Origin of the sequence: Enterobacter cloacae complex sp.6700776, from assembly GCF_048284255.1 — a bacterium.
In the GTDB taxonomy this organism is placed as follows: Bacteria; Pseudomonadota; Gammaproteobacteria; order Enterobacterales; family Enterobacteriaceae; genus Enterobacter; species Enterobacter intestinihominis.
In genome coordinates this window covers 331,247-354,425 of record NZ_JBLVYK010000003.1, presented here as the reverse complement: position 1 = coordinate 354,425, position 23,179 = coordinate 331,247, and the positions used below count along the sequence as shown (strand labels likewise).

Here is a 23,179-nt window from a genome sequence, read left to right as displayed (position 1 = left end):
ATCTATCCGATAAATCCGATTGAGCCAGCCCGCCCAGGGCACGAAGATACGCCCCAGATTGACCTATTCGTTTCCGGGGCTGTGCCGTTCATGCGCTACTGCGTTTTTCTTCTCTTCTTCATTTGCGTGCTTCCCGCGCCTTTGGTGTGGGCTGCGCCTGCGCAGCAGTCTTTTTCAGACTGGCAGGTGACCTGCAATAACCAGAATTTCTGCGTAGCGCGCAACACCGGCGAGCATCGCGGTCTGGTCATGACGCTGAGCCGCAGTGCGGGGGCAAAAACAGACGCCAGCCTGCGCATCGATCTCGGCGGTCTTTCGACGCCTCCGGTGAAAGAGCCTGACATTGCCCCGCGCCTGCTGCTCGACAATGTGCCGCTTCAGCTCACGTCGCAACACTGGCAGTTAACCCCCTGGCATCTTAAAACAGACGATACGGGCACCATCACCACGTTTCTGAAAACCATTCAGGAGGGGCAGGCGCTGACCCTGCGCGGGGGGAAGCAGACAATCTCTCTGGCCGGTCTGAAAGCGGCGCTGCTGTTTATTGATGCCCAGCAAAAACGCGTCGGAAGTGAAACGGCATGGATTAAAAAAGGAGATAGTCCACCGCTGAGCGTGCCGCCTGCGCCGGCATTAAAAAAGGTGGCAGTGGTGAACCCCACGCCAACGCCGCTGACGCATAACGAACTTAACGATCTGCTGGATTACGGTACCTGGCGCATGAACCACAGCCAGTGCTCCCTCGATCCGAACCGGCGTGAAGTGCGCGTGACCGCGTTGACCGATGACAAAGCGCTGATGATCATCAGCTGTGAGGCGGGGGCGTACAACACCGTCGATCTGGCGTGGCTGGTGTCGCGTAAAAAACCGTTTGCTGCCAGAAGCGTGAGATTGCGCCTGCCGTTTACCCCTTCCAGCCAGAGTAGCGACATGGAGCTGATGAATGCCAGCTTCGATGAAAAAACGCGCGAGCTGACCACGCTGGCACTGGGACGCGGGATTGGCGACTGTGGGATCCAGACCCGCTGGCGTTTTAACGGCCAGCGCTTCCGCCTGGTGCGCTACGCGGAAGAGCCAAGCTGCGATAACTGGAATAGGCCAGATGCCTGGCCCACGCTGTGGATCACAAGGTAGAGCGCTGTCGCTTACCGGGCCTACGTTTTAGCGATTTGTAGGCCCGGTAAGGCGTAGCCGCCACCGGGCACGAAGACTGCACTACAGCACGCTCAGCGCCTTCTCCACCACATTCTCAACGGTAAAGCCGAAGTACGGGAACAGCTTATCGGCCGGGGCGGATTCACCGTAACCCTTCATGCCGACAATCGCCCCTTTCAGACCCACATATTTGTACCAGTAGTCGGCAATGCCAGCTTCAACCGCCACGCGCGCCGCGACGTTTGAAGGCAGCACCGATTCGCGGTACGCCTCATCCTGGGCATCAAAGATATCCGTTGAAGGCAGGGAAACCACGCGCACCGCGTGACCCTCGGCGGTCAGTTTCTCGGCCGCTTTTACCGTGATTTCCACCTCTGAACCGGTGGCAATCAGGATCACGTCCGGCTTACCGCCGCTGTCTTTCAGGATGTACCCGCCGCGGGCGATATTTTTCACCTGCTCCGGCGTGCGCTCGATCTGCGCCAGGTTCTGGCGCGACAGGATCAGCGCTGTGGGTCCGTTATGGCGCTCTACGGCCAGCTTCCAGCCCACAGCCGCTTCAACCTGATCGCACGGACGCCAGGTGCTGAAGTTTGGCGTCAGGCGCAGGCTCGCCAGCTGCTCTACCGCCTGGTGCGTCGGCCCATCTTCACCCAGTCCGATGGAGTCGTGGGTATACACCATGATTTGCCGCGCCTTCATCAGGGCCGCCATACGCGCCGCGTTACGGGCATATTCGACAAACATCAGGAAGGTGGCGGTGTACGGCACGAAGCCGCCATGGTGGGCGATACCGTTGGCAATGGCGGTCATCCCGAACTCGCGCACGCCGTAGTGGATATAGTTCCCGGCAATGTCTTCCTTCAGGGATTTAGAGCCAGACCAGATGGTGAGGTTACTTGGCGCCAGATCCGCCGAGCCGCCCAGCAGTTCGGGCAGGACAGGGCCAATCGCGTTCAGGGTGTTTTGTGACGCCTTACGGGTGGCAATTTTCGCCGGGTTAGATTGCAGGTTTTCAATCAGCGCCTGAGTTTTCTCTTCCCAGTCTTCCGGCAGGCCACCGCTCATGCGGCGGTTAAATTCGGCCGCCAGCTCCGGATACGCTTTTTTGTAGGCAGCAAACTTCTCGTTCCAGGCCTGCTGCGCTTTTTCACCTGTTTCGCGAGCATCCCAGGCCCTGTAGATCTCTTTTGGGATCTCAAAGGCCGGGTGTTTCCAGCCCAGTTTCTGGCGGGTCAGCGCCACTTCCTCTTCACCCAGCGCCGCGCCGTGCGCCTCTTCTTTACCCGCTTTGTTCGGCGAGCCGAAGCCGATGGTGGTGCGGCAGACGATCAGGGACGGTTTGTCCTTTACACTCTGCGCTTCCTGAATCGCTTTTTTCACCGCCTCAGGATCGTGACCGTCGATTTCGTGCACCACGTGCCAGTGATAGGCTTCAAAGCGTTTTGCCGTGTCGTCGGTAAACCAGCCCTCGGTTTCCCCGTCAATGGAGATACCGTTGTGATCGTAGAAGCCAATCAGCTTGCCCAGGCCCAGGGTGCCCGCCAGCGAGCAGACCTCGTGGGAGATCCCCTCCATCAGGCAGCCATCACCCATAAAGACATAGGTGTAGTGATCGACAATCTCGTGGTCGGGCTGGTTGAACTGCGCGGCCAGCGTACGCTCTGCAATCGCCAGGCCGACGGCATTCGCCAGCCCCTGGCCCAGCGGGCCGGTAGTAGTTTCAACACCCGGCGTATAGCCGATCTCCGGGTGGCCCGGCGTTTTGGAGTGCAGCTGGCGGAAGTTTTTTAACTCCTCAAGCGGCAGGTCGTAGCCGGAGAGGTGCAGCAGGCTGTAGAGCAGCATCGAGGCGTGACCGTTGGAGAGAATAAAACGGTCGCGATCGTACCAGGTCGGATCGGTCGGGTTGTGCTTCAGGAAGTCGTTCCACAGCACTTCGGCAATATCAGCCATACCCATGGGGGCGCCAGGGTGGCCGGAATTGGCTTTTTGTACGGCATCCATGCTGAGGGCGCGAATGGCGTTGGCGAGCTCTTTACGGGACATAGTTCACTCCGTGGCAAGGTTAAAGTTTGGCGGCGAGAAGATCTTCGAGTTTGCGCTGGTCGACGGCGAACTGGCGGATGCCATCTGCCAGTTTTTCCACGGCCATTGGATCCTGATTGTGCTCCCAGCGGAATTCCGCTTCGGTCATGGGTTTCGGTTTTGGCAGAACGGTAGAGGTCGGTACCAGCTTGCGGATCACCGTCTCTTCACTCTCCTGAAGCTTTTTCAGCAGGTCAGGAGAGATGGTCAGACGGTCACAGCCCGCGAGCGCCAGGATCTGCTCGGTGCGGCGGAAGCTGGCCCCCATCACGATGGTCTCGTAGCGATGCTGCTTGTAATAATCGTAGATATTACGCACCGATTTTACGCCAGGATCTTCTTCCACCACGTACGGATCCATTGGCTGTTTCGCCTGATACCAGTCGTAGATACGCCCGACAAACGGTGAAATCAGGAACACGCCCGCTTCGGCGCAGGCACGCGCCTGGGCGAAGGAGAACAGTAGCGTCAGGTTGCAGTGGATCCCCTCTTTCTCCAGCACTTCCGCCGCGCGGATGCCTTCCCAGGTAGACGCAAGCTTGATCAGAATGCGTGACTTATCGATCCCCTGCTCCTGGTAGAGTTCCACTATGCGGCGGGCCTTGTTAATGCTTTTTTCCTGGTCGAACGAGAGGCGGGCGTCCACTTCGGTAGAGACGCGCCCCGGTATGCTTTTAAGAATTTCCGCACCGATATTGACCGCCAGCTTGTCGCTGGCTTCGGCGACCTGCTGTTCCTGCGTTTTCCCGCGCTGTTTGCCGTAGGCAAGGGCGTCATCAATCAGATGACTAAAGTGCGCAAGACCGGCCGCCTTGAGCAGCAGAGAGGGATTGGTGGTCGCGTCTTCCGGCTGGTAGTGACGAATCGACTCGATGTCGCCGCTGTCTGCAACCACGGTGGTAAATTGTTTGATGCCGTCTAGCTGGTTCATAATTACTCCTTGGAAATAAAAGAGTTAGTCGAGTGCGTTAGTTCACACTTCTGAGAAAATCATGATGGACTTAACAAAAAAGCATAGCAGACGGGGGAGGCATTGCTTTCTGAGACGGGTAACATGGCTGTTATAAATTGATAACAATTTTTATTCTGCAATGGTGAGAGTTTGGCAGCCTTCAAAGTTTAGGAGCCTGCCTGCGGCGATACTATGCGGCACACCAGGGTGTGCATAGGAACGTCGACATCACCCTTTTTGACCGAAACGTGAAAGGAATAACAAGATGGATGATCAGTTAAAACAAAGCGCTCTCGATTTTCACGAGTTTCCTGTTCCGGGTAAAATCCAGGTATCCCCGACCAAACCGCTGGCGACCCAGCGCGATCTGGCGCTGGCCTACTCGCCGGGCGTGGCTGCTCCGTGCCTGGAAATCGAAAAAGATCCGCTGGCAGCGTACAAATACACCGCGCGCGGCAACCTGGTGGCCGTTATCTCTAACGGTACGGCGGTGCTGGGGTTAGGGAACATCGGTGCGCTGGCTGGTAAGCCGGTGATGGAAGGGAAAGGCGTTCTGTTTAAGAAATTTGCCGGTATCGACGTCTTCGATATCGAAGTGGACGAACTGGATCCGGATAAATTCATCAACGTGGTGGCGGCGCTGGAGCCGACCTTCGGCGGCATCAACCTGGAAGACATCAAAGCGCCGGAATGTTTCTATATCGAGCAGAAGCTGCGCGAGCGTATGAACATTCCCGTGTTCCATGACGACCAGCACGGCACGGCGATTATCAGTACCGCCGCCATTCTGAACGGCCTGCGCGTGGTAGAGAAAAATCTCTCCGACGTGCGCATGGTGGTCTCCGGCGCAGGCGCCGCGGCCATCGCCTGTATGAACCTGCTGGTGGCGCTGGGCATGCAGAAGCACAATATTGTGGTCTGCGACTCCAAGGGCGTGATCTACAAAGACCGCGAGCCAAACATGGCGGAAACCAAGGCGGCCTATGCGGTGGAAGACGACGGCAAGCGCACGCTTGAAGACGTGATTGACGGTGCTGACATTTTCCTCGGCTGTTCAGGCCCGAAAGTGCTGACCCAGGAGATGGTGCAGAAGATGGCGCGCGCGCCAATGATCCTGGCTCTGGCGAACCCGGAGCCGGAAATTCTGCCGCCGCTGGCGAAGGCGGTGCGTGAAGACGCTATCATCTGCACCGGACGTTCGGACTACCCGAACCAGGTGAACAACGTGCTCTGCTTCCCGTTCATCTTCCGCGGGGCGCTGGACGTCGGCGCCACGGCGATCAACGAAGAGATGAAGCTGGCTGCCGTTCATGCTATCGCAGAGCTGGCGCACGCCGAGCAGAGCGAAGTGGTGGCCTCCGCCTACGGCGATCAGGATCTGAGCTTCGGCCCCGACTACATCATCCCTAAACCATTTGACCCGCGTCTGATCGTGAAGATCGCGCCAGCGGTGGCCAAAGCGGCGATGGACTCCGGCGTGGCGACGCGGCCGATTGAAGATTTCGATGCCTACGTCGATAAACTCACCGAGTTCGTTTACAAAACCAACCTGTTTATGAAGCCGATCTTCTCCCAGGCGCGCGCCGACGCGAAGCGCGTGGTGCTGGCGGAAGGGGAAGAGGCGCGCGTGCTGCATGCGACGCAGGAGCTGATCACCTTAGGGCTGGCGAAACCGATCCTGATTGGTCGTCCGAGCGTGATCGAGATGCGTATTCAGAAGCTCGGCCTGCAAATAAAGCCGGGCGTGGACTTTGAGATCGTTAACAACGAATCCGATCCGCGCTTCAAAGAGTACTGGAACGAATACTATTCGATCATGAAGCGTCGCGGGATCACCCAGGAGCAGGCGCAGCGGGCGGTGATCAGCAACACCACGGTGATCGGCGCGATCATGGTTCATCGCGGTGAGGCGGATGCGCTGATCTGCGGCACCATCGGCGAGTACCATGAGCATTTCAGCGTGGTACAGGAGATCTTCGGCTATCGCGAGGGCGTCCATACTGCCGGCGCAATGAACGCGCTGCTGCTGCCAAGCGGTAACACCTTTATCGCCGATACCTACGTCAACGACGATCCCTCCCCGGACGAACTGGCGGAAATCACCGTGATGGCGGCGGAAACCGTGCGCCGCTTTGGTATCGAGCCGAAAGTGGCGCTGCTGTCGCACTCAAACTTCGGGTCATCCAAATCCGCGGCGGCGTGCAAAATGCGCCAGACGCTGGACCTGGTGCGCGAGCGTGCGCCGGAGCTGATGATCGACGGCGAGATGCACGGCGACGCCGCGCTGGTGGAGAGTATTCGTAATGAACGTATGCCGGACAGCCCGCTGAAAGGCTCGGCGAACGTGCTGATTATGCCGAACGTGGAAGCGGCGCGTATCAGCTACAACCTGCTGCGCGTGTCGAGTTCTGAAGGTGTGACCGTCGGGCCGGTACTGATGGGGGTGTCAAAACCGGTGCATGTGTTAACGCCGATTGCCTCCGTGCGTCGTATCGTCAACATGGTGGCGCTGGCGGTGGTTGAGGCGCAGACGCAGCCGCTGTAAGGGCGCGTTTGCTTACCCGACCTACGGATTGAGTAGGCCGGATAAGCGCAGCGCCATCCGGCAGTTAAATCCAGTCGCGTACTTTAAGGAACTCACTCAAGGCAGCCTCCGGGCTGCCTTCTTTTGGCGCGTAGCTGTATTCCCAGCGCACCAGCGGCGGCATCGACATCAGAATGGACTCCGTGCGCCCGCCGGTTTGCAGGCCAAACAGCGTCCCGCGATCCCACACCAGATTAAACTCCACATAGCGCCCGCGACGGTAGAGCTGGAACTCACGCTCGCGCACGCCGTAGTCGGTGTCTTTGCGGCGTTCGACAATCGGAAGATAGGCGTCGGTAAAGCCTTCACCCACCGCGCGCATAAAGCTGAACGCGGTATCAAAATCCGGGGTATTGAGATCGTCAAAGAACAGCCCGCCGATGCCGCGCTGCTCGTCGCGATGCTTCAGATAGAAATAATCATCGCACCACTTTTTGTATTTCGGGTAAACGTCTTCGCCAAACGGCAGGCAGAGGTCGCGCGCGGTGGTGTGCCAGTGCACGGCATCCTCTTCAAAGCCATAGTAAGGCGTTAAGTCGAAACCGCCGCCAAACCACCAGACCGGATCGGCCCCCGGTTTTTCCGCGATGAAAAAGCGCACGTTGGCGTGGCTGGTTGGCACAAACGGGTTATGCGGATGCACCACCAGCGAGACGCCCATCGCCTCGAAGCTGCGGCCCGCCAGTTCAGGCCGATGCGCCGTGGCGGACGCTGGCATTGCATCACCGTGGACGTGGGAGAAGTTGACCCCGGCCTGTTCAAAAATACCGCCGTTACGCAGCACGCGGCTGCGCCCGCCGCCGCCCGCTTCGCGCTGCCAGGTGTCTTCCTGGAATTCACCGCCGTCTGCGGCGGTCAGTTTCTGGCAAATCGCGTCCTGGAGCTGCATCAGGAAAGTTTTGACCAGCTGTGCATTCGGTTTCATCAACGTTTCCTGGAGTGCGCTTTTTGATTATCGAACCAGTTGAAATAACTGATGACCCCGGAGGCGATGGCGTTCGCGATCTTCTGACGAAACGCCTTAGTGCCGAGTAAACGCTCTTCTTCCGGGTTGGTAATGAACGAGGTTTCCACCAGCACGGACGGAATAGACGGTGACTTCAGCACCACAAACGCGGCCTGCTCGGTGCTTTTACTGTGCAGACGGTGCACGGGTTTAATCCGTTTGAGGATATGCGAGCCGAGCGTCAGGCTGTTTTTGATGGTATCGGTCTGCACGAGATCGAACAGAACCTGCTGCAACAGATGGTCTTTGTCGGTGGCTTTTTTCCCGGCCACTTCATCCGCCCGGTTTTCGCGATCGGAGAGGTATTTCGCCATGGCGCTACTGGCGCCACGGTTGGAGAGCGCAAATACCGAGGCGCCTGCGGCGGAAGGGTTTGTGAAGCCATCCGCGTGAATGGACATAAACAGGTCTGCGCCGTGCTTGTGGGCAATCTCCACGCGATCGTACAGCGGGATAAACGTGTCGCCTGTGCGCGTCAGGCGGGCGTCAATACCGTTGCTGCGTAAAATTGCGCGTACATTTTTTGCAATTGCCAGCACGACGTGTTTTTCTTTCGACCCGTTTCGGCCAATGGCGCCGGTGTCGATCCCGCCGTGGCCCGGATCGAGCATGACCAGACGCTTTGCGCCAGCTTTTTTGGTTTTCGGCTTGCTGTGTCCGTTACTGGTTTTAAGCGTGCTCTCTTCTTTTGCCTGAGCCTGCTTTGCGATACCCGATAACGTTAAGGCCGCCAGCCCCGCTTTGAGAACCTGACGACGCGATGTGAGTGCTTTTAATGGTTTGAATGTGCTCATGCGGCCTGAATTGTAAAAATTGGGGTCCTGGTGTTATATCGTATCGTGTTTCCCGTTACGACAGTCCTTATTGAGAATTGTTTTACTTTTCATTTCAATACGTGACAAAGTGACATTATGCCAAATTTTGGCGAGTTTTTCCCCGGTTATTGGCTAAACGCCCTGTTCACGCCATAATCACTGTTTTTAAACCCGAAAAGGCGGTTAATACCATGGAGATACGCGTTTTTCGCCAGGAAGATTTCGAAGAGGTGATCACCCTTTGGGAGCGCTGCGATCTGCTGCGTCCGTGGAACGATCCGGAAATGGACATCGAACGGAAGGTGAATCACGACGTCAGTCTGTTTCTGGTCGCTGAGGTCAACGGCGAAGTGGTCGGGACGGTGATGGGTGGGTACGACGGCCACCGCGGCTCGGCCTACTATCTGGGCGTGCACCCGGAATACCGCGCGCGCGGCATCGCCAACGCGCTGCTTAACCGTCTGGAAAAGAAACTGATCGCCCGTGGCTGCCCGAAAATCCAGATTATGGTCCGGGAAGATAACGACGTGGTGCTGGGCATGTATGAACGTCTGGGCTACGAGCACGCGGATGTACTGACGCTGGGTAAGCGCCTGATCGAAGATGAAGAGTACTGAGTTCCACCCTGGCGACTACGACGTTCACGGTCGTCTGCGTCTGCCTTTTTTGTTCTGGTGCGTTCTGCTGTTGCAGGCCCGAACCTGGGTGCTGTTCGTTATGGCTGGCGCGTCGCGCGGGCAGGGCGATACGTTACTGAATCTCTTTTATCCCGATCACGATGCGTTCTGGCTGGGATTGCTGCCGGGTGTACCAGCGGTCCTGGCGTTTCTGTGCAGCGGACGGCGGCAAGCCATTCCGCGCTTCTGGCGCGCGCTTCGCTGGCTGCTGATCCTGGCGCAGTTTGTGCTTCTGGTCTGGCAACCCTTGCTCTGGCTGTACGGCGAGCCGCTTTCGGGTATCGGGATTGCACTGGTGGTGGCGGATATTGTCGCGCTGCTGTGGCTGGTCACGAATCCCCGTTTACGCGCCTGTTTTACGCAAGAGCCAGATTAAAACGGCACTTTTTGCCGATACTGCACTCCAACAAGCGTTGATTTACTACGTAAGGACGTCTCAATGAAATCGCTGCGTTTACTTTTATGCGCTCTCCCGCTGGCGTTAACCGGCTGTTCCACGCTCTCATCCATCAACTGGTCTGCGGCCTATCCGTGGAACTGGTTTGGCTCCTCAATGGAAGTGACCGAGCAGGGCGTGGGCAAAATCACCGCCTCGACGGCGCTGGATCAGGATGCCATTCAGGATGCCATCGGCAGTGATTATCGCCTGCGCAGCGGCATGAAAACCGAGAACGGCAACATCGTGCGCTATTTCGAAGCGTTGAAAGATGACAAGGTGGCAATGGTCATCAACGGCGATAAAGGTACGGTCAACCGCATTGCGGTGATGGATGAAGAGATCCCGACCTCAGGTGGCGTGAAGGTGGGAACGCCGTTTGGCGAACTCTATCAGAAAGCGTTTGGCCACTGCGCCAGTGTGCCATCGGAGGAGAGCGTGGCGGTCGAGTGTAAGGCCGACGGCAGCCAGCATATTAGCTATGTGTTCAGCGGCACCTGGAACGGTCCGGAAGGGTTAATGCCGTCTGACGACACCCTGAAAAAGTGGAAAGTGAGCAAAATTATCTGGAAGCAGTAATTTGCGCCTGAGCAAGCCGCCTCGCTGAAATCCGGGTATAATAGCCGCCATCAATGCCACGCTGTCGTGGCATCTTTTTTTCAGGAGGAGCGATGTCTCAGGTTCAGAGTGGCATTTTGCCAGAACATTGCCGGGCGGCGATTTGGATTGAAGCCAACGTCAAAGGGGACGTGGATGCCCTGCGCGCGGCCAGCAAAGTATTCGTTGATAAACTGGCCACCTTCCAGGCCAAATTCCCCGAAGCCCATCTGGGCGCGGTGGTCGCCTTTGGCAGCACCGTCTGGCGTCATCTGAGCGGCGGCAAAGGCGCAGAAGAGCTGAAAGACTTTATTCCTTATGGCAAAGGTCTTGCGCCCGCCACCCAGTATGACGTTCTGATCCATATCCTCTCCCTGCGTCACGACGTGAACTTTTCTGTCGCTCAGGCTGCGATTGAGGCCTTTGGTGACAGTATCGACGTGCAGGAAGAGATCCACGGTTTCCGCTGGGTGGAAGAGCGCGATTTGAGCGGCTTCGTCGACGGCACCGAAAACCCGGCCGGGGAAGAGACGCGTCGCGAGGTGGCTGTAATCCAGGATGGCGTGGACGCGGGCGGCAGCTATGTGTTCGTCCAGCGCTGGGAGCATAACCTCAGGCAGCTTAACCGCATGAGCGTGCATGACCAGGAGATGATGATTGGCCGTACCAAAGATGCCAATGAAGAGATTGACGGCGATGCGCGTCCGGTCACTTCCCACCTGTCCCGCGTTGACCTTAAAGAAGACGGTAAGGGGCTGAAGATTGTTCGCCAGAGCCTGCCGTACGGCACCGCGAGCGGTACGCACGGCCTGTACTTCTGCGCTTACTGCGCACGCCTCTACAACATCGAACAGCAGCTGCTGAGCATGTTTGGCGATACCGACGGTAAGCGTGACGCCATGCTGCGCTTCACCCGCCCGGTGACCGGCGGCTACTACTTTGCGCCGTCCGTTGAGCGCCTGCTGGCGTTGTAAATCGCTCTCCATTCGTAGGCCGGGTAAGCGTGAGCGCCACCCGGCAATTTCTCCCGCACCTCTTATTCCCTTTTCTGCTTCTAAATCACCAAACGGTATATAAAACCGTTACTCCTTTAGACTCCGTTATAAATATTATGACTATAAGATAGTCATCACATTTATAAGGGTGCGCAATGGCCGTTACTGTACTGAAAAAAGGATCGCTGGCACTGGCAGGTTTACTGCTGGTGGCGCAGGCGCAGGCAACCGAGTTGCTGAACAGTTCTTATGATGTTTCGCGCGAGCTGTTTGCCGCCCTTAATCCCGCATTTGAACAGCAGTGGGCGAAAGAGAACAACGGCGACAAGCTGACCATCAAGCAGTCGCACGCTGGCTCATCTAAGCAGGCGCTGGCCATTTTGCAGGGGCTGAAAGCGGACGTGGTGACCTACAACCAGGTCACGGACGTGCAGATCCTGCACGACAAAGGCAAACTGATCCCGGCGAACTGGCAAAGCCGCCTGCCGAACAACAGTTCGCCATTTTACTCCACCATGGGCTTCCTGGTGCGCAAGGGCAACCCGAAGAACATCCACGACTGGAACGACCTGGTGCGTTCAGACGTAAAGCTGATCTTCCCGAATCCGAAAACCTCCGGCAACGCACGTTACACCTATCTGGCGGCGTGGGGCGCGGCGGACAAAGCTGACGGTAACGATAAAGCGAAAACCGAACAGTTTATGACCCAGTTCCTGAAAAACGTCGAGGTGTTTGATACCGGCGGTCGTGGCGCAACCACCACCTTCGCCGAGCGCGGGCTGGGCGACGTGCTGATCAGCTTTGAATCCGAAGTGAACAATATTCGTAAACAGTACGAAGCGCAGGGCTTCGAAGTGGTTATCCCGAAAACGAACATTCTGGCCGAGTTCCCGGTGGCGTGGGTGGATAAAAACGTTAAGGCTAACGGCACAGAAAAGGCGGCGAAAGCCTACCTGAACTATCTGTACAGCCCGCAGGCGCAAACCGTTATCACCGACTACTACTACCGTGTCAACAACCCGGACGTGATGAGCAAGCTGAAAGACAAATTCCCGCAGACCGAGCTGTTCCGCGTGGAAGATCATTTCGGCGCCTGGCCTGAGGTCATGAAAACGCATTTTGTCAGCGGCGGTGAGTTGGACAAACTGCTGGCAGCGGGGCGTAAGTAATGTTTGCAGTGTCCTCCAGACGTGTGCTGCCGGGCTTTACCTTAAGCCTCGGTACCAGCCTGCTGTTCGTCTGTCTGATTTTGTTATTACCGCTCAGCGCGCTGGTGATGCAGCTCGCTGAGATGAGCTGGTCCCAGTACTGGGAAGTGATTACTAACCCGCAGGTGGTGGCGGCCTACAAGGTCACCCTGCTGTCTGCGTTCGTGGCCTCGATTTTTAACGGCGTGTTTGGCCTGCTGATGGCGTGGATCTTAACTCGCTATCGCTTCCCGGGCCGCACCCTGCTCGACGCGCTGATGGATCTGCCGTTTGCCCTGCCGACGGCGGTTGCCGGTTTGACGCTGGCGTCGCTGTTTTCCGTGAACGGCTTTTACGGTGAGTGGCTGGCGAAGTTTGATATCAAAGTGACCTATACCTGGCTCGGTATCGCGGTGGCCATGGCCTTTACCAGCATCCCGTTTGTGGTACGTACCGTGCAGCCGGTGCTGGAAGAGTTAGGACCCGAATACGAAGAGGCCGCAGAAACGCTCGGCGCCACGCGCTGGCAGAGTTTTCGCAAGGTCGTGCTGCCGGAACTCTCTCCGGCGTTGCTGGCGGGTATCGCGCTCTCCTTTACCCGCAGCCTCGGTGAATTTGGCGCGGTCATTTTTATCGCCGGGAACATCGCGTGGAAAACCGAAGTGACCTCGCTGATGATTTTTGTCCGTTTGCAGGAGTTTGATTATCCGGCCGCGAGTGCGATTGCCTCGGTGATCCTTGCCGCGTCGCTGCTACTGCTGTTCTCGATTAACACTCTGCAAAGTCGCTTTGGTCGACGTGTGGTAGGTCACTGATGGCGGAAGTTACGCAATTGAAGCGCTATGACGCGCCCCGCATCAACTGGGGCAAATGGTTTCTGATTGGTACCGGCGTGCTGGTCTCCGCATTCATTCTCGTCGTGCCGATGGTGTACATCTTCGTTCAGGCCTTCAGCAAAGGGATTATGCCCGCGCTGCAAAACCTGGCCGATCCGGACATGCTCCACGCCATCTGGCTGACGGTCATGATTGCCCTGATCACCGTCCCGGTGAATCTGGTGTTTGGCGTATTGCTGGCCTGGCTGGTAACGCGCTTTAACTTCCCGGGGCGTCAGCTGCTGCTGACCCTGCTGGATATCCCGTTTGCGGTGTCACCGGTGGTGGCGGGTCTGGTTTATCTGCTCTTCTACGGTTCCAATGGCCCGCTGGGCGGCTGGCTGGATGAACACGACCTGCAGATCATGTTCGCCTGGCCGGGGATGGTGCTGGTGACCGTCTTTGTCACCTGTCCGTTCGTGGTACGCGAGCTGGTGCCGGTGATGCTCAGCCAGGGCAGCCATGAAGATGAAGCCGCGGTGCTGCTCGGCGCTTCCGGCTGGCAGATGTTCCGCCGCGTCACGCTGCCGAATATCCGCTGGGCACTGCTTTACGGCGTGGTGCTGACCAACGCCCGTGCGATCGGTGAGTTTGGCGCGGTGTCGGTGGTATCCGGCTCGATTCGCGGCGAAACCCTGTCGCTGCCGTTACAGATTGAATTACTGGAACAGGACTACAACACCGTCGGTTCCTTTACTGCCGCAGCGTTGCTGACGCTGATGGCGATTTTGACCCTGTTTTTGAAGAGTGTGGTGCAGTGGCGTTTAGAGAATCAGGAAAAACGTCAGCATCAGGAGGGAAATCATGAGCATTGAGATTGCCAATATTAAGAAGTCTTTTGGTCGCACCCAGGTGCTGAATGATATCTCGCTGGATATCCCTTCCGGACAAATGGTGGCGCTGCTGGGGCCGTCTGGCTCCGGTAAAACCACGCTGCTGCGTATTATCGCCGGGCTTGAGCACCAGACCAGCGGACATATCCGCTTCCACGGTACGGACGTAAGCCGTTTGCATGCCCGCGACCGTAAAGTGGGTTTTGTATTCCAGCACTACGCCCTGTTCCGCCACATGACGGTATTCGACAACATCGCGTTTGGTTTGACCGTACTGCCGCGTCGTGAGCGTCCGAATGCGGCCGCCATCAAAGCGAAAGTGACCAAACTGCTGGAGATGGTGCAGCTGGCTCATCTGGCGGACCGCTTCCCGGCACAGCTTTCTGGCGGGCAGAAACAGCGCGTGGCGCTGGCGCGTGCGTTAGCCGTGGAACCGCAAATCCTGCTGCTGGACGAACCGTTTGGCGCGCTGGATGCGCAGGTGCGTAAAGAGCTCCGCCGCTGGCTGCGTCAGCTTCATGAGGAACTCCAGTTCACCAGCGTTTTCGTGACCCACGATCAGGAAGAGGCGATGGAAGTAGCCGACCGCGTGGTGGTGATGAGTCAGGGCAACATTGAGCAGGTTGACGAGCCAGAGCAACTCTGGCGTGAACCGGCGACCCGCTTTGTGCTGGAGTTTATGGGGGAAGTAAACCGCCTTCAGGGTACTATTCGCGGCGGTCAGTTCCACGTTGGCGCGCACCGCTGGCCGCTGGGGTATACCTCCGCGCACCAGGGACCGGTGGATCTGTTCCTGCGCCCGTGGGAAGTGGACGTCAGCCGCCGTACCAGCCTGGACTCACCGCTTCCGGTGCAGGTGCTGGAAGCTAGCCCTAAAGGTCACTACACCCAATTAGTGGTACAGCCCCTGGGCTGGTACACCGAGCCGCTGACCGTGGTTATGCGTGACGACGAGCCGCCGCACCGTGGGGAACGCCTGTTTGTGGGGCTGCAACACGCGCGCATTTATCACGGCAACGAGCGCATCGAGACGCGCGAGGATATTGCTCTGGCGGAGTCAGCCTGATAGGTTATTGAGTATGTTTTTCGCCCGGTGGCGTGATGCTTACCGGGCTTTTTATTGAGTAAAAAACGTGAATACACTCGAACACACCATCGGCAACACCCCTCTGGTCAAACTTCAGCGCATGGGGTGTGACAACGGCAGCGAAATCTGGGTCAAACTTGAAGGCAATAACCCGGCGGGGTCGGTGAAAGACCGGGCGGCGCTGTCGATGATTGTTCAGGCCGAAAAGCGCGGCGAAATAAAGCCCGGCGACGTGCTGATCGAAGCCACCAGCGGTAACACCGGTATCGCACTGGCGATGATAGCCGCCCTGAAAGGCTATCGTATGAAGCTGCTGATGCCGGATAACATGAGCCAGGAGCGCCGTGCCGCCATGCGTGCCTACGGGGCCGAGCTGATTCTGGTGAGCAAAGAGCAGGGTATGGAAGGGGCGCGAGATTTAGCGTTAGCGATGGCGGAGCGCGGGGAAGGCAAGCTGCTCGACCAGTTTAATAACCCGGACAACCCGTACGCGCACTACACCACCACCGGCCCGGAAATCTGGCAGCAAACCGGCGGGCGCATCACCCACTTTGTCTCCAGCATGGGGACCACGGGCACGATCACCGGTGTGTCACGTTTTCTGCGCGAGCAGGAGCAGCCGGTGACGATTGTCGGCCTCCAGCCGGAAGAGGGAAGCAGTATTCCGGGCATTCGCCGCTGGCCCGCGGAGTATATGCCGGGCATCTTTAATGCGCAGCTTGTGGACCAGGTGCTGGATATTCATCAGCGCGAGGCGGAAAATACCATGCGTGAGCTGGCCGTGCGTGAAGGCATCTTCTGCGGCGTCAGTTCGGGTGGCGCGGTAGCGGGGGCGATTCGGGTGGCTAAGGCAAACCCGGGTGCAGTAGTGGTAGCGATTATTTGCGATCGCGGCGATCGCTACCTGTCGACCGGCGTCTTTGGTGAAGAGAGTTATTCGCAGGGGGCGGGGATTTAAGCGTCATGGAGATGATTTTATTCCGGGATAACACCCGGGCGCAGCAAACCGATATTGTCGCCGTTCAGTCGCAGGTGGTGTACGGCAGTGTGGGAAACAGCATCGCGGTGCCAAATATTCGCACCCATCGACTGAACGTTACCGCCGTGCCGACGGTGCTGTTCAGCAATACGCCTCACTACGACACCTTCTACGGCGGGGTGATCCCGGACGAGTGGTTCAGCGGCTACCTGAAGGCGCTGGAAGAGCGCGAGATCCTGCGCGAGCTTAAAGCAGTCACTACCGGCTATATGGGCAGCGCCAGCCAGATCGTGCTGCTGGCGCAGTGGCTGAAGGCGATCAAAGTGCAACATCCCGATCTGCTGGTGCTGGTCGACCCGGTAATCGGAGACATCGACAGCGGGATGTACGTGAAGCCGGATATTCCTGAAGCCTATCGTGAGTACCTGCTCCCGCTGGCCCAGGGCATTACGCCCAACGTGTTTGAGCTGGAAGTGCTGAGCGGCAAACCGTGCCGTACGCCGGAGAGCGCCATTGCCGCCGCGCAGGGGCTGCTGTCTGACACGCTTAAATGGGTGGCGATCACCAGCGCGCCAGTGGCTGACGATCCGCAAAATATCCACGTCGTGCTGGTGAGCGAGGAGGGCGTTACCGTAAGCGCACACCCGCGCGTTGAGACGGACCTGAAAGGGACGGGGGATCTGTTCTGTTCGGAGCTGGTGAGCGGTATCGTCGGCGGTAAAACCGTGGCCGACGCCATTCGCATGGCGGGCGACAGGGTGACTGACGTGATGATCTATACGCAGTCGAAAGGCTACGACGAGCTTATTCTGCCTGCATAAACAAAAATGGCGCCCGAAGGCGCCATTTTACCGTGCGGCAAGAATTACTTCTTGATGCGGATAACCGGGGTTTCACCCACGGTAACGCTGCCAGACAGTTTGATCAGCTCTTTGATTTCGTCCATGTTGGAGATAACAACCGGAGTCAGGGTAGACTTCGCTTTTTCTTCCAGCAGTGGCAGATCGAATTCAATTACAGGGTCGCCAACTTTAACACGCTGGCCTTCTTCCGCGATACGTTTGAAGCCTTCGCCTTTCAGTTCAACGGTGTCGATACCGAAGTGAACGAACAGTTCGATACCGCTATCGGATTCGATAGAGAACGCATGGTTGGTTTCAAAAATCTTACCAATGGTACCGTCAACTGGAGCAACCATTTTGTTGCCAGTTGGTTTGATAGCAATGCCATCACCAACGATTTTCTCAGCAAACACTACATCCGGCACGTCTTCGATATTGACGATCTCGCCGGAGAGCGGAGCAACAATCTCAATAGTTCCGGAGTCGCTATTGCTTTTGTCACCGAACAGTTTACTAAATAAACCCATTAGACTTATCTCCTAAGCAGTAATTTGGGCCGCATCTCGTGGATTAGCAGATTGTTTTTTCTTCAATGAACTTGTTAACCAGCGTCATTAACTCGTCCGTTGTCGGTTGAGCAAGAGCCTGCTCTGCTAATACCTTCGCATCTTCGAAGTTCGTGTTACGGATAATCTTCTTGATGCGCGGGATGGAAATGGCGCTCATAGAGAATTCGTCCAGACCCATACCCAGCAACAGAAGTGTAGCACGTTCGTCGCCTGCAAGCTCACCACACATGCCAGTCCATTTACCTTCTGCATGAGAAGCATCAATAACTTGCTTGATCAAATTCAGTACAGACGGCGACATTGGCTGGTAGAGATGTGAAATCATATCATTACCACGGTCAACTGCCAGGGTATACTGCGTTAAATCATTGGTACCGATACTAAAGAAATCAACTTCTTTGGCTAAATGACGTGCAATGGTCGCGGCTGCCGGTGTTTCCACCATCACGCCGATCTCGATTGACTCGTCAAATGCTTTACCTTCGTCACGCAGTTCCTGCTTGTAGATTTCAATCTCTTTCTTCAGTGCACGCACTTCTTCAACAGAGATGATCATCGGGAACATGATGCGCAGCTTACCGAAAGCGGATGCACGCAGGATAGCGCGAACCTGGTCACGCAGGATCTCTTTGCGATCCATGGCGATACGTACGGCACGCCAGCCCAGGAACGGGTTCTCTTCTTTCGGGAAGTTCATGTACGGCAGCTCTTTGTCGCCACCGATATCCATGGTGCGGACGATAACGGCCTGCGAGCCGCACGCTTCCGCAACCGCTTTGTACGCTGCAAACTGCTCTTCTTCCGTTGGCAGGGCGTCGCGGTCCATGAACAGGAATTCAGTACGATACAGACCTACACCTTCCGCACCGTTGCGCTCAGCGCCGTCAACGTCACGTACGGTACCGATGTTAGCGCACACTTCAACCTGATGGCCGTCCAGCGTGATGGCTGGCAGATCTTTCAGTTTAGCGAGTTCCGCTTTCTCGGTAGCAACCTGCTCCTGAACGGAACGCAGCTGCTCGATCACATCGTTAGTTGGGTTGACGTAAACCACGTTGTTTACGGCATCCAGAATCAGATAGTCGTCGTTTTTCACCTGCGAGGTGACGCTACCGGTACCCACGATGGCTGGCAGCTCCAGAGAACGCGCCATGATAGAGGTGTGGGAGGTACGTCCACCTGCATCAGTAATGAAACCCAGCACCTTGTTCAGGTTCAGCTGTGCGGTTTCAGACGGGGTCAGGTCAGCGGCAACCAGGATGACTTCGTCCTGAATCGCGCTCAGATCGATGATGGCCAGACCCAGGATGTTGCGCAGCAGGCGCTTACCGATGTCACGTACGTCAGCCGCACGCTCTTTCAGGTATTCATCGTCCAGCTCTTCCAGGGCAGTTGCCTGACCTTCGATAACTTCATGCGCAGCCGCGTCGGCCGTCATGCCTTTATCTTTAATCAGGGCTATGATTTCCTGCTCCAGCTCCTCATCTTCGAGCAGCATAATGTGCCCTTCGAAGATGGCTTCTTTTTCTTCACCGAAAGTTTCGCCAGCTTTAGTTTTAATCGCTTCCAGTTGCGCAGATGCCTTGGCACGACCGCTCAGAAAACGTTCAACTTCCTGATCAACCTTGTCGGCAGAAATTTTTTTCCGGTCAATGACGATTTCGTCTTCTTTCAGCAGCAATGCTTTGCCGAAAGCGATACCCGGGGATGCTAAAATGCCTGAAATCATAACCCTACCTTACTTGTGACTGATATTGAAAAGAACCCGGTAAACTTACTCGAGTTCAGCCATCAGCTTAACCAGATGCTCAACTGCTTTCTGCTCGTCTTCACCTTCAGCGGAGATGGTAACAACGGTACCCTGAGTCAGACCCAGAGTTTGCAGCTTGAACAGGCTTTTTGCGCTAGCGCTTTTGCCGTTGGAAGTCACAGTGATTTCAGAAGTGAAGCCTTTCGCTTCTTTAACAAACTGAGCAGCAGGGCGGGTGTGCAGACCGTTCGGAGCGGTAATGGTAACTTCTTGCTGGAACATTGTATTTCCCCAACTTATAGGTTTAGTGTTGTGGAACTAAAGTCTAGCCTGGCGACTTAACTTTAGCCTGTATAGTTAGCGCTGACGTTTCAATCGTCATTAAACATTATGCAGTGAAAGCAAGACTTGAACCAAATCATAAAATCGATTCAGCAGCGCTATTTCGTTCACCGATTAATTTCGCGCATCAAAATAATTGCTGGTTTAAATACCAGACCCAACGGGGTGAAGCAATGCCAGGAGGGGTAAAACTTTGAAGCAGGCCACAAAAAAGCACCTGAAAAGGTGCTTTTTTACGCGTTTTTAACATACTGGCATCACTGTTGCAGTTCTTTCTCTGTGAACAGATCGGCAAACAGTGCTGTGCTTAAGTAACGCTCACCCGAAGACGGTAGGATAACCACAATATTCTTGTTGGTAAAGGTTTCGTCTTCCAGCAGTTTGAGAGCTGCAGCAACCGCCGCACCGGAAGAGATACCCGCCAGAATGCCCTCCTCGTCCATCAGGCGACGCGCCGTGGAGATGGCTTCTTCATTGGTGATGGCGACCACTTTATCGATCAGCTTCAGATCGAGGTTGCCTGGAATAAAGCCAGCGCCGATACCCTGGATTTTGTGCGGACCTGGTTTGATTTCTTCGCCTGCCAGCGCCTGAGCGATAACCGGAGAGTCGGTTGGCTCAACGGCAACGGTAATCAGATCTTTTTTACCTTTCGTGCCTTTAATATAGCGAGACACCCCGGTCAGCGTACCGCCGGTGCCTACGCCGGAGATAAAAACATCAACCTGACCGTCGGTATCTTCCCAGATTTCCGGGCCGGTGGTTTTCTCATGAATTTCCGGGTTGGCCGGGTTGCTGAACTGCTGGAGCAGCAGATACTTTGCAGGATCGCTGGCGACGATTTCTTCGGCCTTCTGAATCGCGCCCTTCATGCCTTTCGCGCCTTCCGTGAGGACCAGATTCGCTCCCAACGCTTTCAGCAGCTTACGGCGCTCAATACTCATGGTTTCAGGCATAGTCAGCGTCAGCTTATAGCCGCGCGCCGCCGCAACATAGGCCAGGGCGATACCGGTATTGCCGCTGGTGGGTTCAACCAGCTCAACGCCAGGTTTCAGCACGCCACGCTTTTCAGCATCCCAAATCATATTCGCACCGATACGGCATTTAACGCTGAAGCTTGGGTTACGAGATTCCACCTTCGCCAGAATGCGTCCATTACCGATACGGTTCAGTCGAACCAGGGGCGTATGACCGATAGTCAGCGAGTTGTCTTCATAAATCTTACTCATGGCCTGTCCTTAACTGTATGAAATTGGGATACCGACCCAGCATACCTGTTGAACAGGTATGGGGAAGTAAGGAAATCGCATATCTATATGCTGCAAGGAAATAATGGGGATCAGTATGGAATAAGGGGCGGCATAAGCCACCCCTCTTTTACACATTTTTGCATTACTTCCATAACGCGTGCTTAGCTCGGTAGCAGTCCACCCACATCGCCGTCGCGCCGCAAACGGCAACGGGCATGATGAACAGATTCAGGAAAGGGATCATGGTGAACAGGCTGGTAAGGGCACCAAACTGCATATTGGCAACCTTCTGAGTGCGCAGGGCAGTGCGCATCTCTTTAAACGGCACTTTGTGGTTATCGAACGGATAATCACAGTACTGGATAGCAAGCATCCAGGCGCTGAACAGGAACCACAGCACGGGTGCGACCGTCTGGCCGATCCCGGGTACAAAATAAAGGATGAGCAGCACAATCGCCCGCGGCAGGTACCACGCAAACTTCTGCCATTCGCGCTTCATGATGCGGGGGACATCTTTCACGATCCCCAGTACGCCCGTGTCAGGCGGCGCCGCACCGGTCAGGCGCGCTTCCAGCTGTTCGGCCAGCAGACCGTTGAACGGCGCGGCTATCCAGTTAGCTATCGTCGAAAAGAAATAGCCGAAAACCAGCAGCACGGAGATAACCGCAATCGGCCAGAGCAGGTAGTCCAACCACTGTAACCAGTCCGGCACATAGCTCATCAGGGAAGGGATCCAGCTTTCCAGTCTGGTGAACAGCCACCAGAACGCGCCCCCCATCAGAATAATGTTGATCAGTAACGGCAAAACAACGAAGCGTCGAATGCCCGGCAGGGAGACCAGTTTCCAGCCCTGAGAAAAGTACCAGACCCCGCTACGTGGGGCAGAAGAAGATGTTGAAACCATACCAGGCTGTACTCCTTTTTACACAACCAGTGGAATTGCCCGCCTATATTATCCAGTTACGGGCCAATGACCAGTTCGGAAATGTTCGAAAAACCAGCAAAAAGCACGATTTAGTTCATCTTTATGCTGTGAATGCTCTGCATACACTTGCACTTGACGTAAACGGCAAATACTCTTAGTGAGTAAATGTTTGCCGTGGTGGCAAGGTGTTAGAACAACAGAGAATATAATGATGCAGGATTTGCGTCTGATATTAATCATTGTTGGCGCGATCGCCATAATCGCTTTACTGGTACATGGTTTCTGGACCAGCCGTAAAGAGCGTTCCTCTATGTTTCGCGATCGTCCACTGAAGCGCATGAAGTCCAGTCGCGAAGACGATGACGTTGAAGACGACATCGACGGTCTTGACGACGACGGCGTGGGTGAAGTTCGTGTTCATCGGGTCAATACTGCGCCCGGCGCAGCGCATGGAGAGCATGAAGCTCCCCGCGCTCCGCAGCACCAGTATCAACCGCCGTATGCCTCTGCCCAGCCGCGCCAGCCAGCGCCGCCGCCAGTGGAAGAACCTGTTCGTCATCCGTCGCAGCAGCCTGTGCAACAGCAGCCCGTTGCGCCACAGCCTGTACAGCAGCAACCTGTGCAACAGCCTGCACAGCCAGTGCATCAGCCACAGCCAGTGCAACAGCCGCAGCCGGTAGAACAACCGCAGCCTGAATCTGCACCGCCTGCGCCACAGCCCGCTCCGCGCGTTGAGCCAGAGCCTGTTGTTGAGCCAGAACCGGTTGTTGAAAAGCCGCAGCGTAAAGAAGCGGTAATCATCATGAATGTGGCTGCTCATCATGGCACCCATTTGAACGGTGACGTGCTGCTCAACAGCATCCAACAGGCAGGCTTCAAGTTCGGCGACATGAATATTTTCCATCGCCACCTGAGTCCTGACGGCAGCGGTCCGGCGCTGTTCAGCCTGGCCAATATGGTCAATCCAGGCACGTTTGACCCGGAAATGACCGGTGATTTCGTCACGCCTGGGGTTACGATCTTTATGCAGGTGCCGTCCTACGGTGACGAGCTGCAAAACTTTAAGCTGATGCTACAGTCCGCTCAGCACATCGCCGACGAAGTGGGCGGTGTGGTGCTCGACGATCAGCGTCGTATGATGACGCCGCAGAAACTGCGCGAATATCAGGACCGCATCCGCGAAGTTAAGGAAGCTAACGCGTAATCGTCGCGTTTACTTCAACTCCTCCTCAACC

General features: G+C 56.2%; 22 protein-coding genes. 13 read left to right on the top strand and 9 right to left on the bottom strand.

Going from position 1 to position 23,179, the window contains the following annotated elements; genetic code table 11:
* Positions 1-90: 90 nt before the first annotated feature.
* Positions 91-1,134, top strand: a complete 1,044-nt coding sequence (locus ACNQ0T_RS07790; RefSeq protein ID WP_417929841.1) for a DUF1176 domain-containing protein — start codon at positions 91-93, stop codon at positions 1,132-1,134.
* 81 nt (positions 1,135-1,215) lie between these two features.
* Here ACNQ0T_RS07790 and tkt read toward each other — a convergent pair whose 3' ends face one another.
* Together tkt and tal are read right to left on the bottom strand one after the other, a co-directional pair.
* Positions 1,216-3,204: a transketolase gene (gene tkt / locus ACNQ0T_RS07785; RefSeq protein ID WP_022648960.1), complete on the bottom strand. Its 1,989-nt coding sequence runs from the start codon at positions 3,202-3,204 to the stop codon at positions 1,216-1,218.
* Positions 3,205-3,223: 19 nt separating this feature from the next.
* The gene (gene tal, locus ACNQ0T_RS07780; RefSeq protein ID WP_022648959.1) at positions 3,224-4,174 is read right to left on the bottom strand and encodes a transaldolase; all 951 of its coding nucleotides are present in this window, start codon (positions 4,172-4,174) and stop codon (positions 3,224-3,226) included.
* Positions 4,175-4,460: 286 nt separating this feature from the next.
* Here tal and maeB point away from each other — a divergent pair, with 286 nt between their 5' ends.
* Positions 4,461-6,740, top strand: coding sequence for an NADP-dependent oxaloacetate-decarboxylating malate dehydrogenase (maeB, locus tag ACNQ0T_RS07775; protein ID WP_023300666.1), 2,280 nt, complete (start codon positions 4,461-4,463; stop codon positions 6,738-6,740).
* 64 nt (positions 6,741-6,804) lie between these two features.
* Here the strand turns inward: maeB and hemF are convergent, their stop codons facing one another.
* Positions 6,805-7,704, bottom strand: a complete 900-nt coding sequence (gene hemF / locus ACNQ0T_RS07770; protein ID WP_045309156.1) for an oxygen-dependent coproporphyrinogen oxidase — start codon at positions 7,702-7,704, stop codon at positions 6,805-6,807.
* The gene (gene amiA, locus ACNQ0T_RS07765; protein ID WP_023306670.1) at positions 7,704-8,579 is read right to left on the bottom strand and encodes an N-acetylmuramoyl-L-alanine amidase AmiA; all 876 of its coding nucleotides are present in this window, start codon (positions 8,577-8,579) and stop codon (positions 7,704-7,706) included. Before amiA ends, hemF begins: the two co-directional genes overlap by 1 nt.
* A 212-nt stretch (positions 8,580-8,791) precedes the next feature.
* Here amiA and ACNQ0T_RS07760 point away from each other — a divergent pair, with 212 nt between their 5' ends.
* From ACNQ0T_RS07760 to pdxK, 10 genes are all read left to right on the top strand, one after another.
* Positions 8,792-9,217: a GNAT family acetyltransferase gene (locus tag ACNQ0T_RS07760; RefSeq protein WP_003861292.1), complete on the top strand. Its 426-nt coding sequence runs from the start codon at positions 8,792-8,794 to the stop codon at positions 9,215-9,217.
* The gene (locus ACNQ0T_RS07755; RefSeq protein ID WP_023306669.1) at positions 9,204-9,653 is read left to right on the top strand and encodes a DUF2919 domain-containing protein; all 450 of its coding nucleotides are present in this window, start codon (positions 9,204-9,206) and stop codon (positions 9,651-9,653) included. Before ACNQ0T_RS07760 ends, ACNQ0T_RS07755 begins: the two co-directional genes overlap by 14 nt.
* Positions 9,654-9,716: 63 nt before the next feature.
* Positions 9,717-10,292 (top strand): RpoE-regulated lipoprotein, encoded by a 576-nt coding sequence (locus ACNQ0T_RS07750; protein ID WP_032623819.1) that lies wholly within the window; start codon positions 9,717-9,719, stop codon positions 10,290-10,292.
* A gap of 92 nt (positions 10,293-10,384) precedes the next feature.
* On the top strand, positions 10,385-11,284 hold the full coding sequence (locus ACNQ0T_RS07745; RefSeq protein WP_417929839.1) for a Dyp-type peroxidase: 900 nt from the start codon (positions 10,385-10,387) through the stop codon (positions 11,282-11,284).
* 176 nt (positions 11,285-11,460) lie between these two features.
* Complete coding sequence (locus tag ACNQ0T_RS07740) at positions 11,461-12,474, top strand: sulfate ABC transporter substrate-binding protein (protein WP_022648952.1); 1,014 nt, start codon at positions 11,461-11,463, stop codon at positions 12,472-12,474.
* Entirely contained in the window at positions 12,474-13,307 is an 834-nt protein-coding gene (gene cysT, locus ACNQ0T_RS07735; protein WP_022648951.1) for a sulfate/thiosulfate ABC transporter permease CysT, read from the top strand. Before ACNQ0T_RS07740 ends, cysT begins: the two co-directional genes overlap by 1 nt.
* Positions 13,307-14,182 carry a sulfate/thiosulfate ABC transporter permease CysW gene (cysW, locus tag ACNQ0T_RS07730; protein ID WP_003861305.1) on the top strand — a complete coding sequence of 292 codons (876 nt, stop codon included), beginning with the start codon at positions 13,307-13,309 and terminating at the stop codon, positions 14,180-14,182. The genes cysT and cysW overlap by 1 nt, the downstream gene beginning before the upstream one ends.
* Entirely contained in the window at positions 14,172-15,266 is a 1,095-nt protein-coding gene (gene cysA, locus ACNQ0T_RS07725) for a sulfate/thiosulfate ABC transporter ATP-binding protein CysA (RefSeq protein WP_022648949.1), read from the top strand. The genes cysW and cysA overlap by 11 nt, the downstream gene beginning before the upstream one ends.
* Positions 15,267-15,333: 67 nt before the next feature.
* Positions 15,334-16,245 (top strand): cysteine synthase CysM, encoded by a 912-nt coding sequence (cysM, locus tag ACNQ0T_RS07720; RefSeq protein WP_022648948.1) that lies wholly within the window; start codon positions 15,334-15,336, stop codon positions 16,243-16,245.
* Positions 16,246-16,250: 5 nt separating this feature from the next.
* Positions 16,251-17,087, top strand: coding sequence for a pyridoxine/pyridoxal/pyridoxamine kinase (gene pdxK, locus ACNQ0T_RS07715; protein ID WP_225303462.1), 837 nt, complete (start codon positions 16,251-16,253; stop codon positions 17,085-17,087).
* Positions 17,088-17,131: 44 nt separating this feature from the next.
* On the opposite strand, the gene crr is transcribed toward pdxK, so the two are convergent.
* From crr to cysZ, 5 genes are all read right to left on the bottom strand, one after another.
* Positions 17,132-17,635, bottom strand: a complete 504-nt coding sequence (gene crr / locus ACNQ0T_RS07710; RefSeq protein ID WP_022648946.1) for a PTS glucose transporter subunit IIA — start codon at positions 17,633-17,635, stop codon at positions 17,132-17,134.
* Between the two features lie 43 nt (positions 17,636-17,678).
* Positions 17,679-19,406, bottom strand: a complete 1,728-nt coding sequence (gene ptsI / locus ACNQ0T_RS07705) for a phosphoenolpyruvate-protein phosphotransferase PtsI (RefSeq protein ID WP_022648945.1) — start codon at positions 19,404-19,406, stop codon at positions 17,679-17,681.
* A gap of 45 nt (positions 19,407-19,451) precedes the next feature.
* On the bottom strand, positions 19,452-19,709 hold the full coding sequence (gene ptsH / locus ACNQ0T_RS07700; protein WP_000487600.1) for a phosphocarrier protein Hpr: 258 nt from the start codon (positions 19,707-19,709) through the stop codon (positions 19,452-19,454).
* 317 nt (positions 19,710-20,026) lie between these two features.
* Positions 20,027-20,998, bottom strand: a complete 972-nt coding sequence (gene cysK, locus ACNQ0T_RS07695) for a cysteine synthase A (RefSeq protein WP_006811453.1) — start codon at positions 20,996-20,998, stop codon at positions 20,027-20,029.
* Positions 20,999-21,161: 163 nt separating this feature from the next.
* Entirely contained in the window at positions 21,162-21,923 is a 762-nt protein-coding gene (gene cysZ / locus ACNQ0T_RS07690) for a sulfate transporter CysZ (protein WP_022648944.1), read from the bottom strand.
* A 229-nt stretch (positions 21,924-22,152) separates the two neighbouring features.
* Between cysZ and zipA the strand changes: the two genes are divergently transcribed.
* Complete coding sequence (zipA, locus tag ACNQ0T_RS07685; RefSeq protein WP_022648943.1) at positions 22,153-23,148, top strand: cell division protein ZipA; 996 nt, start codon at positions 22,153-22,155, stop codon at positions 23,146-23,148.
* Positions 23,149-23,179: the final 31 nt, after the last annotated feature.

Coding starts and splice junctions, on each gene's coding strand:
- ACNQ0T_RS07790 (WP_417929841.1), top strand. CDS start 91: ATGCGCTACTGCGTTTTTCTTCTCTTCTTCATTTGCGTGCTTCCCGCG.
- tkt (WP_022648960.1), bottom strand. CDS start 3,204: ATGTCCCGTAAAGAGCTCGCCAACGCCATTCGCGCCCTCAGCATGGAT.
- tal (WP_022648959.1), bottom strand. CDS start 4,174: ATGAACCAGCTAGACGGCATCAAACAATTTACCACCGTGGTTGCAGAC.
- maeB (WP_023300666.1), top strand. CDS start 4,461: ATGGATGATCAGTTAAAACAAAGCGCTCTCGATTTTCACGAGTTTCCT.
- hemF (WP_045309156.1), bottom strand. CDS start 7,704: ATGAAACCGAATGCACAGCTGGTCAAAACTTTCCTGATGCAGCTCCAG.
- amiA (WP_023306670.1), bottom strand. CDS start 8,579: ATGAGCACATTCAAACCATTAAAAGCACTCACATCGCGTCGTCAGGTT.
- ACNQ0T_RS07760 (WP_003861292.1), top strand. CDS start 8,792: ATGGAGATACGCGTTTTTCGCCAGGAAGATTTCGAAGAGGTGATCACC.
- ACNQ0T_RS07755 (WP_023306669.1), top strand. CDS start 9,204: ATGAAGAGTACTGAGTTCCACCCTGGCGACTACGACGTTCACGGTCGT.
- ACNQ0T_RS07750 (WP_032623819.1), top strand. CDS start 9,717: ATGAAATCGCTGCGTTTACTTTTATGCGCTCTCCCGCTGGCGTTAACC.
- ACNQ0T_RS07745 (WP_417929839.1), top strand. CDS start 10,385: ATGTCTCAGGTTCAGAGTGGCATTTTGCCAGAACATTGCCGGGCGGCG.
- ACNQ0T_RS07740 (WP_022648952.1), top strand. CDS start 11,461: ATGGCCGTTACTGTACTGAAAAAAGGATCGCTGGCACTGGCAGGTTTA.
- cysT (WP_022648951.1), top strand. CDS start 12,474: ATGTTTGCAGTGTCCTCCAGACGTGTGCTGCCGGGCTTTACCTTAAGC.
- cysW (WP_003861305.1), top strand. CDS start 13,307: ATGGCGGAAGTTACGCAATTGAAGCGCTATGACGCGCCCCGCATCAAC.
- cysA (WP_022648949.1), top strand. CDS start 14,172: ATGAGCATTGAGATTGCCAATATTAAGAAGTCTTTTGGTCGCACCCAG.
- pdxK (WP_225303462.1), top strand. CDS start 16,251: ATGGAGATGATTTTATTCCGGGATAACACCCGGGCGCAGCAAACCGAT.
- crr (WP_022648946.1), bottom strand. CDS start 17,635: ATGGGTTTATTTAGTAAACTGTTCGGTGACAAAAGCAATAGCGACTCC.
- ptsI (WP_022648945.1), bottom strand. CDS start 19,406: ATGATTTCAGGCATTTTAGCATCCCCGGGTATCGCTTTCGGCAAAGCA.
- ptsH (WP_000487600.1), bottom strand. CDS start 19,709: ATGTTCCAGCAAGAAGTTACCATTACCGCTCCGAACGGTCTGCACACC.
- cysK (WP_006811453.1), bottom strand. CDS start 20,998: ATGAGTAAGATTTATGAAGACAACTCGCTGACTATCGGTCATACGCCC.
- cysZ (WP_022648944.1), bottom strand. CDS start 21,923: ATGGTTTCAACATCTTCTTCTGCCCCACGTAGCGGGGTCTGGTACTTT.
- zipA (WP_022648943.1), top strand. CDS start 22,153: ATGATGCAGGATTTGCGTCTGATATTAATCATTGTTGGCGCGATCGCC.